Source organism: Paraburkholderia sp. SOS3 (assembly GCF_001922345.1).
GTDB lineage: Bacteria > Pseudomonadota > Gammaproteobacteria > Burkholderiales > Burkholderiaceae > Paraburkholderia.
Window position 1 is genome coordinate 3,202,663 of record NZ_CP018811.1, and the last position, 14,423, is coordinate 3,217,085.

The 14,423-nt window shown below is 63.0% G+C and carries 13 protein-coding genes; all 13 read right to left on the reverse strand.

Annotated elements, in window-relative coordinates:
* Positions 1-19 precede the first annotated feature (19 nt).
* Positions 20-1,150, reverse strand: coding sequence for an acyl-CoA dehydrogenase family protein (locus BTO02_RS14280; protein ID WP_075157587.1), 1,131 nt, complete (start codon positions 1,148-1,150; stop codon positions 20-22).
* Between the two features lie 10 nt (positions 1,151-1,160).
* Positions 1,161-2,357, reverse strand: a complete 1,197-nt coding sequence (locus BTO02_RS14285; protein ID WP_075157588.1) for an acyl-CoA dehydrogenase family protein — start codon at positions 2,355-2,357, stop codon at positions 1,161-1,163.
* 64 nt (positions 2,358-2,421) lie between these two features.
* Complete coding sequence (locus BTO02_RS14290; protein ID WP_075157589.1) at positions 2,422-2,865, reverse strand: DUF1178 family protein; 444 nt, start codon at positions 2,863-2,865, stop codon at positions 2,422-2,424.
* Between the two features lie 313 nt (positions 2,866-3,178).
* Complete coding sequence (locus tag BTO02_RS14295; RefSeq protein WP_075157590.1) at positions 3,179-3,793, reverse strand: NUDIX domain-containing protein; 615 nt, start codon at positions 3,791-3,793, stop codon at positions 3,179-3,181.
* A 39-nt stretch (positions 3,794-3,832) separates the two neighbouring features.
* The gene (locus tag BTO02_RS14300) at positions 3,833-4,129 is read right to left on the reverse strand and encodes a DUF2818 family protein (protein WP_075157591.1); all 297 of its coding nucleotides are present in this window, start codon (positions 4,127-4,129) and stop codon (positions 3,833-3,835) included.
* Positions 4,130-4,132: 3 nt separating this feature from the next.
* On the reverse strand, positions 4,133-5,605 hold the full coding sequence (nuoN, locus tag BTO02_RS14305; RefSeq protein ID WP_075157592.1) for an NADH-quinone oxidoreductase subunit NuoN: 1,473 nt from the start codon (positions 5,603-5,605) through the stop codon (positions 4,133-4,135).
* Positions 5,606-5,630: 25 nt separating this feature from the next.
* The gene (locus BTO02_RS14310) at positions 5,631-7,121 is read right to left on the reverse strand and encodes an NADH-quinone oxidoreductase subunit M (RefSeq protein ID WP_075157593.1); all 1,491 of its coding nucleotides are present in this window, start codon (positions 7,119-7,121) and stop codon (positions 5,631-5,633) included.
* A gap of 18 nt (positions 7,122-7,139) precedes the next feature.
* Positions 7,140-9,218, reverse strand: coding sequence for an NADH-quinone oxidoreductase subunit L (gene nuoL, locus BTO02_RS14315; protein ID WP_075157594.1), 2,079 nt, complete (start codon positions 9,216-9,218; stop codon positions 7,140-7,142).
* 31 nt (positions 9,219-9,249) lie between these two features.
* The gene (gene nuoK, locus BTO02_RS14320) at positions 9,250-9,555 is read right to left on the reverse strand and encodes an NADH-quinone oxidoreductase subunit NuoK (RefSeq protein ID WP_006052894.1); all 306 of its coding nucleotides are present in this window, start codon (positions 9,553-9,555) and stop codon (positions 9,250-9,252) included.
* A 20-nt stretch (positions 9,556-9,575) separates the two neighbouring features.
* Positions 9,576-10,298 carry an NADH-quinone oxidoreductase subunit J gene (locus tag BTO02_RS14325; protein WP_075157595.1) on the reverse strand — a complete coding sequence of 241 codons (723 nt, stop codon included), beginning with the start codon at positions 10,296-10,298 and terminating at the stop codon, positions 9,576-9,578.
* Positions 10,299-10,506: 208 nt separating this feature from the next.
* On the reverse strand, positions 10,507-10,995 hold the full coding sequence (gene nuoI / locus BTO02_RS14330; RefSeq protein WP_075157596.1) for an NADH-quinone oxidoreductase subunit NuoI: 489 nt from the start codon (positions 10,993-10,995) through the stop codon (positions 10,507-10,509).
* Positions 10,996-11,010: 15 nt separating this feature from the next.
* Positions 11,011-12,075, reverse strand: coding sequence for an NADH-quinone oxidoreductase subunit NuoH (gene nuoH, locus BTO02_RS14335; protein WP_075157597.1), 1,065 nt, complete (start codon positions 12,073-12,075; stop codon positions 11,011-11,013).
* Positions 12,076-14,418, reverse strand: a complete 2,343-nt coding sequence (gene nuoG / locus BTO02_RS14340) for an NADH-quinone oxidoreductase subunit NuoG (protein ID WP_075157598.1) — start codon at positions 14,416-14,418, stop codon at positions 12,076-12,078.
* Positions 14,419-14,423 lie beyond the last annotated feature (5 nt).

A 14,423-nucleotide genomic window follows, 5' to 3' on the forward strand; every position in this document is an offset into this window, starting at 1 on the left:
GCGGTATCCACGTCGGCCCTCATGCGGCCGCGAAACCCGGCAGCGCGGCGAAGCGCGCGAGATGGTGATCGACATCGCCAAGCGTCGTTTCGATGATCGAAAGCCGCTTGAACAGATGCGCCGCCATCACCTCGTTCGTCATGCCCATGCCGCCGTGCAACTGGATCGCCTGCTGACCGACGAAGCGTGCGGCCTGCCCGATGCGCGCCTTCGCCGCCGACACCGCGCGGCGCCGCTCGTCGTCAGCGGCGCGCGTTGCATAGCGGACCGCCGCCACGTACGTGAGCGAGCGCGCCTGTTCGGTGTGAATCATCATATCGACCATCCGATGCTGCAGCGCCTGGAAGCGCGCAATCGGTGCGCCGAACTGCTCTCGGGTTTTCGTGTATTCGACTGTCGCGCGGTTCAGCGCGTCGAGTGCGCCGAGCGCTTCGGCGCATAGCAGCACCGTAGCGTAGTCGGCGATGCGCTCGAGCGTCGCCGCGCCGGCACGTGCATCGCCAAGGCTCAGTGGACGCGCAGGCGTCTGGGTGAACCCAAGCGTTGCGGCGCGCTGGCCGTCGATGGTCCGATAGTCGGTGACGTCGGCACCCGCGGCGCCGCGCGCAACGACGAACAATGCGATCTCGCCGGCATCGACGCGCGCGGGCACGATCCAGAAGTCGGCCTGTGCACCGTGCTGAACGACGGACTTCGTGCCGTCGAGCATGTATCGATCATCGCGCCGCGCGGCCTTGGTCCCGACTGCAAACAGGTCATAGCGCGCGCCCGGCTCGTGAAACGCGACGGCAAGTCTGAGTTCGCCTCGTGCGACCTCGTCGAGCAGTGCGTGGTCCGCTTCATCGCCGCCCGCAAGCCGCAGCGCCTCGACGCCGGTGACGGTCGCCCAGTATGGCTCGACGGCGAGCGCGCGCCCCAGCTCCTGCATCACGACCAGCATATCGATCGCATTGCCGCTAAACCCGCCGTGCGCTTCGGGTACCGGCAACGCGTTCAGACCGAGTTCGGCGAATGCGGCCCACTGCGTGTCCGACACGCCCGCCGCCGACGCGATGATCGCGCGGCGCGCCTCGAATCCATATTCCTTGTCCAGATACCGGCGCAGCGCGTTCGCCAGTTGCTGCTGTTCGTCGTTGAACGTGAAGTCCATGCGCCGCTCCTCAAAGTCCGAGCATCATCTGCGCGATGATGTTCTTCTGGATTTCGTTCGAGCCGCCGTAAATCGACGTCTTGCGGAAGTTGAAGTAGTACGCGGCAAGCGGCGCCGCATCGTCGTCGCCGGCTATGCTGTGCGCGCGCTCGCCTTCGAGGAACGGCACGTCGAACGGCGCGGCAAGCGGTCCGATTGCTTCGACCATGAGTTCGGTCAGCGCTTGCTGTATTTCCGTGCCCTTGATTTTCAGCAGCGACGCCTCCGGTCCCGGCCCGCGTCCCTGCGTTTCGTTTGCGACGACGCGCAGCACCGTGACCTCGAGCGCCATCAGATCGATCTCGAGACTCGCGACCTTCGCGGCGAACACGGGATCATGCAGCAGCGGCTTGCCGTTTTTCCGCTGCGCGAGCGCAAGCCGTTTGAGGAACACCAGCTCGCGCTTCGAACTGGCGACGCGCGCGATGCCGGTGCGCTCGTGGCCCAGCAGATACTTCGCGTAAGTCCACCCGCGATTTTCCTCACCGACGAGATTCTCGAGCGGCACTTCGACGTCTTCGAAAAAGACTTCGTTGACTTCGTGATCTTCGTCGAGCGTGATGATCGGCCGCACCGTAATACCGGGGCTCTTCATGTCGATCAGCAGGAACGAGATGCCCTCCTGCTTCTTCGCATCGCCATCGGTGCGCACGAGGCAGAACATCATGTCCGCATGCTGGCCGAGCGTGGTCCAGGTTTTCTGGCCGTTCACCACGTAGTGGTCGCCGCGGCGCTCGGCACGCGTGCGCAGCGAGGCGAGGTCCGAACCGGCGCCCGGCTCGGAATAGCCCTGGCACCACCAGTCGGTGCCGTCGAGAATGCGCGGAAGATAATGCTGCTTCTGTGCGTCGCTGCCGTATTTCATCAGCACCGGCGCGACCATCGATACGCCGAACGGCAGCACGAGCGGCGCGCCGATGCGCGCGCATTCCTCATCCCAGATATGGCGCTCGATCGCGTTCCAGCCAGGGCCGCCATACTCGGCCGCCCACGCGGGCGCGGACCAGCCGCGCGCGCCGGTCACCCTGTGCCAGCTCACGTAGTCATCGCGGTTCAGACGTTTGTGCTGCAGAACCTTCTCGGAGAGCGTGCGCGGCAGATTTGCCGCGAGCCATGCGCGAATCCCGGCGCGAAATTCGTTTTCGGCGGGCGTGTAGTTCAGATCCATACGCGGATTCTCCCTGCCGCGGCCGCTTCACGTTGAGTGCCTGGCCGCCGGGACACCGCGCACGTTATTGCAGCGGTTCTTTCAGCGCGGCAGGAATCGGCAGCGGCATCACGTCGATGCCTTCCTCGACCAGAGCTTTTGCATCTTCGGGTGTCGTGACACCGCGAATATTGCGTGCGGGCGCTTCGTTGTAGTGAATGCGCCGCGCTTCCTCGGCGAAGCGGTCGCCCACGTTCTCAGTTTTTTCCAGCACCTCGCGCAGCGCCCGCATCGCCCGCGCCTGCCACTCCTGCTGCGACGGCGATCCGGCGGCTGCGGCAGCCGGCTGTGCCCCGCTGGCACCCGACAGATTGAGGCGCGGTGCGGACGGCAGACGGCTCACTTCATTGGCGCCGCAAACCGGGCATTCGACAAGGTGCCTGGCCGCCTGCGCTTCGAAGTCTTCAGCGGAGGCGAACCAGCCTTCGAACCGATGGCCGTGCGGACACTGTAAATCGAGGACCTTCATCTGGAATCAGGGCTTGCCTGCGAGTTTAGCGTAAAAGACTGGTTTGTGAACGATCGTTCCAAAACGTGATTGCCTTGGTGTCGGCACCTTAATGTGGGGATTATCCCGGCAGGCACAATGGTACTCCCGCGTCGACCGCTCGGGCCGGACGGACAACGGCATCTTCGCGACTCACGTCGCACGCTCGAGCGCGATCTCAGCAATGTGCAGCAGGGTTACACCCTCGTTGCAGTCGCGTTGCAGCCTGGTCACAGCCGGGTCACAGCCGAGTGCAACGCCCACGTTCTTGACATCGGCTTTCCGGGCCTCGTCTTCAGCCCTCGACGGGCGCCGGAACGGACCACTCGCCGGACAGGAACTTCTCCAGCCAGAACGTGCCGATAATCGTCTTCACATCGCTCAGCTCGCCGTTGCGGATCCACTCCGACACTTCAGGCACCGTCGCGGTGAACGTCTCGATGAATTCGCCCTCGTCGAGCCTCGGCTCGCCCGCAGTCAGACCGCGCGCAAGGTAGATGTCGATGAACTCGGTCGAATACGAAATGATCGGATGGATGCGCGTGAGATAGATATACTCGCGCGCCGTATAGCCGGTTTCCTCTTCGAGCTCGCGCTTCGCGCACGTGAGTTCGTCCTCGTTCGGATCGAGCTTGCCGGCCGGATATTCGATCATCACCTTGCCGGTCGCATAGCGATACTGCCGCTCGAGCAGCACGCGGCCATCGTCGAGCAGCGGAATCACCATCACGGCGCCCGCATGCACGACGTATTCGCGCGTCGCTTCCTTGCCGTCGGGCAAGCGCACGACGTCGAGGTTGACCGTCATGAACGGCCCCTTGTACACCTGTTTGCTCGACACGCGCGTTTCGTTCAGTGCGGCGTGACGCTCCAGGTGATGCTGTTCCGGATGACCGGTAGGCTCAGCCATATGCGACCTCTGGAAGACCAGGCGCCCCGGCTGGAACCGTCAGCGCCGTTTGACGAGATATTGAAACGCGAAACCAGGAAACGAGAATACGACGAACAGGCTGAAAGTAATTGCGTAAAATTGCCAGCCCTGCTCGAAGCGGTTGCCGGCGCGCGCTTCGAGCATGAAGCCGAACGCGCCGACCACGAAATACAGCACGATCATCTCGCCGATTCGGATCCACGCGTTTTTCTTCGCGGCCCTCATCGGCACGACCGCGAAGAGACGCTGGTTCGCAAATGGCAGGTTGGCGCCGACAAGCGCCAACAGCACGATAAACCACCCCGCCGCCGACATCGGTTAGAGCGGCAACGTGTGCGAGATAGCCTGCAGGCAGACCGTCATCAGCGGGCCCGGCACGATGCCGAGCAGGACCACGGCGATGCCGTTCAGCGCGAGCAGCAGGCGCTTGCTCGAATCGGCGGCGATCGCAGTCGTGTCCTGCGGCTCGTCGAAGTACATGAGCTTGACGATACGCAGGTAGTAGAACGCGCCAAACAGCGAGGTGATCACCGCGAGCACCGCGAGCCACGTAAGGCCGGCGTTCATCGTCGCCTCGAGCACCGCCAGCTTCGCATAGAAGCCGACCGTCGGCGGAATGCCGGCGAGCGAGAACATCATCACCATCATCACGAACGCGTACACGGGATTGCGCTGATTCAGGCCTTTGAAATCGTCGAGCGTGTCCGCTTCGAAGTCGCGTCGGCCGAGCAGCATCACGACGCCGAACGAGCCGAGCGTCGTCACGAGGTAGACGATGCTGTAGAACATCGCCGAACCGTATGCGCTTGCCGCAGCCGTCGTTTTGCCGTCGACCACGCCTGCGAGCAGACCGAGCAGCACGAAGCCCATGTTCGAGATCGCCGAGTACGCGAGCATCCGCTTCACATTGCGCTGCACGATACCGGTGATATTGCCGACGATCAGCGACAGCGCCGCGAGAATGACGAGCATCTCCTGCCAGTCGACCGCGAGCGGCAACAGGCCCATCACGAGGAAGCGCAGACCCCACGCGAACGCCGCGACCTTTGGACCGCCGCCGACGATCAGCGTCATCGCGGTCGGCGCGCCTTGATATACGTCGGGCACCCACATATGGAACGGCACCGCGCCCATCTTGAAGGCGATGCCGGCGACGATGAAGATCACGCCGAACAGCAACACGACATCGTTGATGCGGCCCGATGCGACCGCCTTCAGCACTTCGTTGAGCTCGAGCGAACCGGTCGCGCCGTAGATCATCGAGATGCCGTACAGCAGGAAGCCCGATGCGAGCGCGCCCAGCACGTAATACTTCATCGCCGCTTCGTTCGACTGCGACGCGTCGCGGCGCAGTGCGATCACCGCGTACAGCGACAGCGACATGAGCTCGAGGCCCAGATACAGCGTCAGGAAGTTATTGCCCGAAATCATGATCAGCTGTCCGAGCAGCGAGAACATGCCGAGCAGGTAGAAATCGCCGCGGAACAGGTTGCGATCTTCGAGGTACTTGCGCGAATAGATGATCGAGACCGTGTAGCCCAGCGTGACCACCGCCTTCATCACGCTCGCGAACGGGTCGACGATATACATGCGCGAGAAGTAATAGTGCTGCACCGGGTCGAGCGCGAGCGTCGCGAACCAGATGCCGGCGACGAGCGTCGAGAACAGCGAGATCAGATACGTGGTGCGCCGGCCCGCCTGGCCGGCGAACGTATCGTTGAGCCACGCGACGACCACCGCGGCCATCACCAGCGCGTCGGGTAGCAGAGCACTCAAAGGGGCGTTTTGCATGATTTTTCAGTTCCTCCGCTCTGCACTACTGCGACAGCGGCAGCTTCGACTGCGATACGTGGGTAAGGAGATTCTCCACGGACGCATGCATCACTGAAGAGAAAGGCTTCGGGTACAGGCCCATGAACAGCGTCAGCGCGGCGAGCACGATCAGCATGAAGAACTCGCGGCCGTTGATGTCGATGAGCTTCTTGACGTGGTCGTTGCCGATCGCGCCGAAGTACACGCGCTTGTACATCCACAGCGTGTACGCGGCGCCGAGAATCAGCGTGAACGCGGCGCCGAACGCAATCCAGAAGTTGTACTGGACCGCGGCCAGGATCACCATGAACTCGCCGACGAAGCCGGACGTGCCCGGCAAGCCGCAGTTGGCCATCGCGAACAGCATCACGAACGCGGCGAACTTCGGCATCGTGTTGACGACGCCGCCGTAGTCCGAAATCTGGCGCGTATGCATGCGGTCGTACAGCACGCCGATGCAAAGGAACATGGCGCCCGACACGAAGCCGTGCGAGATCATCTGCACGATCGCGCCTTCCACGCCCATCTGGTTGAAGATGAAGAAGCCGAGCGTGACGAAGCCCATGTGCGCGATCGACGAGTACGCGACGAGCTTCTTCATGTCCGCCTGCACCAGCGCGACGAGACCGATATAAATCACCGCGATCAGCGACAGCGTAATGACGACCGGCGCAAGGAAGTGGCTCGCATCCGGTGCGATCGGCAGCGAGAAGCGCAGGAAGCCGTAGGCGCCGAGCTTCAGCATGATCGCCGCCAGCACGACCGAGCCGCCGGTCGGCGCTTCGACGTGCGCGTCAGGCAACCACGTGTGCACGGGCCACATTGGCACCTTTACCGCGAACGCGAGGAAGAACGCGATAAATAGCAGCACCTGCGGTGTCATCGGAATCTTCGCCGCATGCCATGCGGCGAGATCGAACGTGCCCGTCTGCGTGTACAGATAGATGAGGCCGACCAGCATCAGCAGCGAACCCATCAGCGTGTACAGGAAGAACTTGAACGCCGCGTACACGCGGTTCGCGCCGCCCCAGACACCGATGATGATGTACATCGGAATCAGCGTCGCTTCGAAGAACACGTAGAACAGCATGCCGTCGGCAGCCGAGAACACGCCGACCATGATGCCCGACAGGATCAGGAAGGCCGCCAGATACTGGCCGACGTTCTTCGTGATCACTTCCCACGCGGCCACCACGACGATCACCGTGATCAGCGCGGTCAGCACGACAAACCACATCGAAATGCCGTCGACGCCGAGGTGATACGTGATGTTGAAGCGCTCGATCCAGTTGGCCTGCTCGACGAACTGCAGCTTCGCCGTGTCCGGATTGAAATCCGTCATCAGCGGAATCGTGACGATAAAGCTCAGGATCGAGCCGACGAGCGCAATCCAGCGCGCGGGCGCCGGGTTGCGATCGTTGCCGACCGCAAGCACGATCAGACCAAACACGATCGGCATCCAGATCGCGATGGAGAGAATCGGATAGTTGTACATGGTGTCTCCTCGCGTTGTTTATTTGCCGCCGAGCGTAACGAACAGCGTCAGGAGGCCCAACATCCCGATGATCATCGCAAACGCGTAGTGGTAGATATAGCCGGACTGCAGGAAGCGGATCACGCTCGCGAACCAGCCGACGAAGCGCGCGCTGCCGTTGACGATACCGTCGATCACGACCACGTCGCCTTCCTTCCACAGACCGCGGCCGATCGCCACGGCGCCGCGCGCAAAGACGACTTCGTTGATCTTGTCCATGTAGTACTTGTTGTCGAGCAGCGTGTAGATCGGCGAGAACGTCTGGCGGATCTTCGCCGGCAGCGACGGACGCTTGATGTACAGGAACCACGCGACGATCACACCCGCGAGCGACAGCCACACAGGCAGACCCTCGAACGACATGATGCCCATCTGGAACCAGCCGTGGAACTCTTCGGCCATCTCCTGCAGCGCCGGGTGGTTCTGGGCGATGTAGATGACCTTGTCGAACGCGACGCCATGGTCGAAGAAGCCGCCGTACAGCATCGGCTTGATCGCGATCGCGCCGATGATGACCGACGGGATCGCGAGCAGCACGAGCGGCACCCAGACGACCCACGGCGTTTCGTGCGGCACGTGCGGGCCATGATGGCCGTGGCCGTCGTGCGCGTCGTGACCGTGATCGTCACTGCCGTGGCCCTGCCCATGCGTCGCTTCTTCGGCGCCCATCGGCGAGTCGGGATGCTTCGGACCGCGGAAGCGCTCTTCGCCGTGGAACACCATGAAATACATGCGGAACGAGTACAGCGCCGTGACGAACACGCTCGCGGCGACCGCGAAGTACGCGAAGCCCGAACCCGGCAGATGCGACAGACGCGCCGCATCGATGATCGAATCCTTCGAATAGAAGCCGGCGAAGAACGGCGTGCCAATCAGCGCGAGCGAGCCGATCAGCGACGTGATCCACGTGATCGGCATGTACTTCCACAGGCCGCCCATGTTGCGCATGTCCTGGTCATGGTGCATGCCGATGATCACCGAACCGGCGCCGAGGAACAGCAGCGCCTTGAAGAACGCGTGCGTCATCAGGTGGAACACGGCGACCGGGTAGGCCGATGCGCCGAGCGCGACCGTCATGTAGCCGAGCTGGGACAGCGTGGAATACGCGACGACGCGCTTGATGTCCATCTGCACGACGCCGAGAAAGCCCATGAAGAGTGCCGTGATCGCGCCGATCACCATGATGAACGACAGCGCGCTATCGGACAGTTCGAACAGCGGCGACATGCGCGCGACCATGAAGATGCCGGCCGTCACCATCGTTGCCGCGTGGATCAGTGCGGAGATCGGCGTCGGGCCTTCCATCGAATCGGGCAGCCACACGTGCAGCGGAAACTGCGCGGACTTACCCATCGCGCCGATGAACAGACAGATGCAGGCGACCGTCAACAGGCCCCAGTCGGTGCCCGGGAACGTCAGCGATGCAAGTTCGTGGTTCTTCGCGAACACGTCGGCGTAGTTCATCGAGCCGGCGTACGCGAGCAGCAGGCCGATGCCGAGCAGGAAGCCGAAGTCGCCGACGCGGTTCACGAGGAACGCCTTCAGGTTCGCGTAGATCGCGCTCGGACGCGTGTAGTAGAAGCCGATCAGCAGGTACGACACGAGACCCACCGCTTCCCAGCCGAAGAACAGCTGCAGGAAGTTGTTGCTCATCACGAGCATCAGCATCGCGAACGTGAACAGCGAGATGTACGAGAAGAAGCGCTGGTAGCCGTCCTCGCCCGCCATGTAGCCGATCGTGTAGATGTGCACCATCAGCGACACGAAGGTCACGACGACCATCATCATCGCGGTCAGCGAATCGACGAGGAAGCCGACCTCGAACTTGAGCTTGCCGATCGTCATCCATTCGTAGATCGTCGCATTGAAGCTCCCGCCGTTCTGCACGTCGAGAAACACGATGACCGACAGGACGAACGAAATCGCCACCCCGAGGATCGTTACCGAATGAGCGCCTGCACGCCCGATCGTCTTGCCGAAGAGCCCCGCGATCAGCGAGCCCGCGAGTGACGCGAGCGGGATGGCCAGCAGCAGGTTTTCATTGAGTGTCGTTGACATAACCGCTTACCTGAAATGAACTTCGCTGAAATTAACCTTTGAGCTGATCGAGGTCCTCGACGTTGATCGTGTCGAGGCTACGGAACAGGGTCACCAGAATCGCGAGGCCGATCGCCGCTTCGGCTGCGGCCACCGTCAGCACGAAGAAAACGAAGATCTGGCCGTGCACGTCGCCGAGATAGTGCGAGAACGCGACGAAATTGGTGTTCACCGCCAGCAGCATCAGCTCGATCGCCATCAGGATGATGATCACGTTGCGGCGGTTCAGGAATATGCCGACGATGCTGATCGCAAAGAGGATCGCACCGAGCACGAGGTAATGAGCAAGGGTCAACATGTTTTTCTCCTCTCGGGCGCTCAGGCCTTGCCTGCGGGCGCCGGGGCGCCGGTTGCGGCACCGGCCGCGGTCGCGGCTGCCGTCGCTGCCGTTGCCGGCTCCGTGGGTTCCGGTGCCGGTGCGACTTCCGGTTTCATCTTTACGATGCGCACGCGATCCTGGCGGCGCACGGCCACCTGATCGGAAACGCGCTGGCGCTTGCTGTCTTTCTGATGGCGCGTGGTCAACGCGATCGCCGCGATGATCGCGACGAGCAGCACGAGGCCTGCCACTTCGAACGCGAAGATGTAATCGGTGTAGATGACCTTGCCGATCAGGCGCGTGTTCGACCAGCCGGCCGTGCCGCCTGCTCCGGCAACCGCAGCCGCCGTCGTATCGCGCACCGGCTGCACCGTCGCGCCGTAGCCGTGCCACAGGATCAACGCGGTTTCGATCACGATGATCGCGCCGACGATGGTCGCCATTGGCACGAAGCGTTTGAAGTCTTTGCGCAGCACGTCGAGATTGATGTCCAGCATCATCACGACGAACAGGAACAGCACCATCACCGCGCCGACGTACACGAGCACCAGCAGGATGCCGAGGAACTCCGCCTGCAGCAGCATCCAGATCGCGGCCGCATTGAAGAACGCGAGCACGAGGAAGAGCGCGGCCGACACCGGGTTGCGCGAAGTGATCACCTTCAGCCCCGACACCGTCAGGAGCAACGCGAAGATGTAGAACAGTACGGTCGTGAATTCCATGATTACCGGTTCTTCGTTAGGCCATCGTCAGGCAGGGTCCCTCGGCTTGCCGCGGCACGCGCGCGCATTTTACGCGACGTCGATCGGCGCGCGATGCGCGCGAGATGCAACGTGATACACGCCAGCGGCATTCGAGGGGCTGCGCACCGCGCCGCCATTACCGCGGCGGCCGACGCGACTTCGTACTACAGCAATGCAACTTCCTGGATCAACGATACGGTGCATCGGCCGCCTTGTTCGCGGCGATTTCCGCTTCGTAGCGGTCGCCGACGGCCAGCAGCATGTCTTTCGTGAAGTACAGGTCGCCGCGCTTTTCACCGTGATATTCGAGAATATGCGTTTCGACGATCGAATCGACGGGGCAGCTTTCTTCGCAGAAACCGCAGAAGATGCATTTGGTCAGGTCGATGTCGTAGCGCGTCGTGCGGCGCGTATTGTCCGCGCGCGTTTCCGACTCGATCGTGATGGCCAGCGCCGGGCACACCGCTTCGCAGAGCTTGCAGGCGATGCAGCGCTCTTCGCCGTTTTCATAGCGGCGCAGCGCGTGCAGGCCGCGAAAACGCGGCGAAATCGGCGTCTTTTCTTCCGGGAACTGCACGGTGATCTTGCGCTGGAACGTATAGCGTCCGGTCAGTGCGAGACCCTTCAACAGCTCGGTCAGGAAGAAGGTCTTGAAGAAGTTTTGAAATGCGGTCATGGGGACATCCGCCCTTTATTTCCAGATATTCAACGGCGACATGATCCAGAACCCGACCACCACGAGCCACACCACGGTCACCGGAATGAACACCTTCCAGCCGAGACGCATGATCTGGTCGTAGCGGTAGCGCGGGAACGTCGCACGCACCCAGATGAATACCGACAACAGGAAAAACACCTTGAGGACGAGCCAGAAGATGCCCGGAATGAACGACAGGAAACCGAACGGTGCGTCCCAGCCGCCGAGGAACAGGATCGAGGCGAGCGCCGAGATCACGATCATGTTGATGTACTCGGCGAGGAAGAACAGCGCGAACGCCATCCCCGAGTAATCGATCATGTGGCCCGCGACGATTTCCGACTCCCCTTCCACCACGTCGAACGGGTGGCGGTTCGTTTCGGCAATGCCCGACACGAAATAGACGACGAACATCGGCAGCAGCGGCAGCCAGTTCCACGACAGGAAGTTGATGCCGAAGCCCGCGAAGATGCCGCGCGTTTGCGAATTGACGATGTCCGACAGGTTCAGGCTGCCGGCCGTCATCAGCACGACGACGAGGGCGAAACCCATCGAGATTTCGTAGGACACCATCTGCGCGGCCGCGCGCATCGCACCGAGGAATGCATACTTCGAGTTCGATGCCCAGCCGGCGAGAATCACGCCGTAGACACCGATCGACGAAATCGCGATCGCGTACAGCAGGCCCGCGTTGATGTCGCCGAGCACGGCGCCCGCCTGGAACGGAATCACCGCCCAGATCGCGAAGGCCGGCACGACCACCATGACCGGCGCGATCAGGTAAATCCAGCGGCTCGCCTGGGTCGGCTGGATCACTTCCTTCAGCAACAGCTTGAGCACGTCGGCGATCGGCTGCAGCGAGCCGCCGGGACCGACGCGGTTCGGGCCCAGACGCACGTGCATCCAGCCGATCAGTTTGCGCTCCCAGAGGATCAGGTACGCGACGCACAGCAGAATCGCGACGGCCACCACGATGATGCGCACGAGCGCCCACACCGTCGGCCACGCGACGCCGAGAATCTGGCTGCCGCCCGCGTTGATCGTATCGAACAAGGTCATTTACGCCTTCTCCACCAGCAGTTCGCCGAACAGGCTCCCCAGCGCCGCGCCGGCAGGCGTGGCCGCCGACACGCGGACCACCGTCTCCGCAAGATTCGCATCGCGCACGGCCGGCACCTGCACCGAACGCTCCCCCTGGCGCACGCGCACCGCGTCGCCGTCTTTCAGACCCAGCTTGTCGAAGAGGCCAGCCGGCAGACCGATCGTGTTCGCGTTGCGCGCGGCTTGCGTCAGATGCAGCGAGCCGGCACGGCGCACGAGCGGATCGGCGTGGTAGATCGGCACGTCGGCGATGCGCTCGAACGAGCCGTTCGCGGCCCTGGCCGCACCGCCGTTGCCGCGTGCAACCGGCGACGTGCTCTGGTTCGACAGACGCGGCGCGAGGTCCGCATCGCCGAGCGCGGCCGCGCGCACTTCTTCGGCCGTGTCGTATTCGAAGCCCGACGCGCCGAGCAGGCTGCCGAGCACGCGCAGCACCTTCCATGCGGGACGCGCGTCGCCGAGCGGCCGCACGACACCGTTGAAGCTCTGCACCGTGCCTTCCGCGTTGACGAACGTGCCGGCCGTTTCCGTGAACGGTGCGATCGGCAGCAGCACGTCGGCGTAATCCATGCCCGTTCTGAACGGAGACATCACGACGACCATTTCCGCCTGGTTCAGTGCGGCAAGCGCTTGGGCCGGGTTCGCGGTGTCGAATTCCGGCTCGACGTTCATCAGCACGTAGCCCTTGCGCGGCTGCTCGAACGCTTCGCGTGCATTCAGGCCGCCGTTGCCCGGCAGCGCGCCGACGAGGTGAGCGCCGACCGTGTTCGCCGCTTCCGTCAGGAAGCCGAGCGTCGCGCCCGTCGCGTCGGCGATCCATTGCGCCGCGGCGTGGATGCGTGCGAATTCCGGATGCTGCACCGCTGCGTTGCCGATCAGCACCACGCGCTTTTCGCCGGCTGCGAGCGAAGCGGCGACCAGCTTTGCCGCATCCGATGCCTGTGAGCCTGCGAACGCTTCGGGCAGCGCGACGCCGCGCGCTTCCGATACGGCAGCCGCGATGCCGGCCAGTTCGTCGAGCCATGCGGACGGCGCTGCGGCGATGACCTGTGCCTTCGGAATCAGCGAGTTGTCGCTCGATGCCTGCAGCAGCGTGAGCTTCGCGCCGCCCTTCGATGCCTGGCGCAGACGCGCGGCCAAAAGGGGATGATCGCGACGCAGCGACGACGTGCCGACCACGAACGCCGCGTCGACGAGCGACAGGTCGGCGATCTTCACGCCAAGCCACGGCGCGCCGTTCACCGGCGCCGAGAAGTCGGCCTGACGCAGACGGAAATCGATGTTCGGCGTACCGACCGCCTGCGCAAGCTGCTTGAGCAGGAACAGTTCTTCGACCGTGCTGTGCGCGCTGCCGAGCGCGGCGATCGCGTTTGCGCCGTGATCGCCCTTGATGCCGTTGAAACCCTTGACGACGTATTCGAGCGCCGTTTGCCAGTCGGTTTCGACCCACTGGCCGCCCTGCTTCACCATCGGCCGCGTCAGGCGCTCTTCGCTGTTGAGCGCTTCGTACGAGAAGCGGTCCTTGTCCGAGATCCAGCATTCGTTGATCGCTTCGTTCTCGAACGGCAGCACGCGCATCACGCGGTTGTTCTTCACCTGCACGACGAGGTTTGCGCCGACCGAATCATGCGGGCTCACCGACTTGCGGCGCGACAGTTCCCACGTCCGCGCGCTGTAGCGGAACGGCTTGCTCGTCAGCGCGCCGACCGGGCACAGGTCGATCATGTTGCCCGACAGTTCGGAGTCGACGGTCTTGCCGACGAAGGTCGTGATTTCCGAATGCTCGCCGCGGTTCAGCATGCCGAGCTCCATCACGCCCGCCACTTCCTGGCCGAAGCGCACGCAGCGCGTGCAGTGGATGCAGCGCGTCATCTCTTCCATCGAGATCAGCGGCCCCACGTTCTTGTGGAACACGACGCGCTTTTCTTCGCTATAGCGCGACGACGACTTGCCGTAGCCGACCGCGAGATCCTGCAGCTGACATTCGCCGCCTTGATCGCAGATCGGGCAATCGAGCGGATGGTTGATCAGCAGGAACTCCATCACCGATTGCTGGCCCTTGATGGCCTTCTCGGATTTGGTGCGCACGACCATGCCTTGCGACACCGGCGTCGCGCAGGCGGGGACCGCCTTCGGCATTTTCTCGACGTCGACGAGACACATACGGCAATTCGCCGCGATCGACAGCTTCTTGTGATAGCAGAAATGCGGCACGTATGTGTCGACCTTATGCGCAGCCTGGATCACCATGCTGCCTTCAGGTACCTCGACCGTTTTGCCGTCTATTTCGAGTTCAACCATGATGG

What these genes read in the sequence shown, in the direction of transcription:
- BTO02_RS14280 (WP_075157587.1), bottom strand. Translation starts at nt 1,150, where the DNA reads ATGGACTTCACGTTCAACGACGAACAGCAGCAACTGGCGAACGCGCTG.
- BTO02_RS14285 (WP_075157588.1), bottom strand. Translation starts at nt 2,357, where the DNA reads ATGGATCTGAACTACACGCCCGCCGAAAACGAATTTCGCGCCGGGATT.
- BTO02_RS14290 (WP_075157589.1), bottom strand. Translation starts at nt 2,865, where the DNA reads ATGAAGGTCCTCGATTTACAGTGTCCGCACGGCCATCGGTTCGAAGGC.
- BTO02_RS14295 (WP_075157590.1), bottom strand. Translation starts at nt 3,793, where the DNA reads ATGGCTGAGCCTACCGGTCATCCGGAACAGCATCACCTGGAGCGTCAC.
- BTO02_RS14300 (WP_075157591.1), bottom strand. Translation starts at nt 4,129, where the DNA reads ATGTCGGCGGCGGGGTGGTTTATCGTGCTGTTGGCGCTTGTCGGCGCC.
- nuoN (WP_075157592.1), bottom strand. Translation starts at nt 5,605, where the DNA reads ATGCAAAACGCCCCTTTGAGTGCTCTGCTACCCGACGCGCTGGTGATG.
- BTO02_RS14310 (WP_075157593.1), bottom strand. Translation starts at nt 7,121, where the DNA reads ATGTACAACTATCCGATTCTCTCCATCGCGATCTGGATGCCGATCGTG.
- nuoL (WP_075157594.1), bottom strand. Translation starts at nt 9,218, where the DNA reads ATGTCAACGACACTCAATGAAAACCTGCTGCTGGCCATCCCGCTCGCG.
- nuoK (WP_006052894.1), bottom strand. Translation starts at nt 9,555, where the DNA reads ATGTTGACCCTTGCTCATTACCTCGTGCTCGGTGCGATCCTCTTTGCG.
- BTO02_RS14325 (WP_075157595.1), bottom strand. Translation starts at nt 10,298, where the DNA reads ATGGAATTCACGACCGTACTGTTCTACATCTTCGCGTTGCTCCTGACG.
- nuoI (WP_075157596.1), bottom strand. Translation starts at nt 10,995, where the DNA reads ATGACCGCATTTCAAAACTTCTTCAAGACCTTCTTCCTGACCGAGCTG.
- nuoH (WP_075157597.1), bottom strand. Translation starts at nt 12,075, where the DNA reads ATGACCTTGTTCGATACGATCAACGCGGGCGGCAGCCAGATTCTCGGC.
- nuoG (WP_075157598.1), bottom strand. Translation starts at nt 14,418, where the DNA reads ATGGTTGAACTCGAAATAGACGGCAAAACGGTCGAGGTACCTGAAGGC.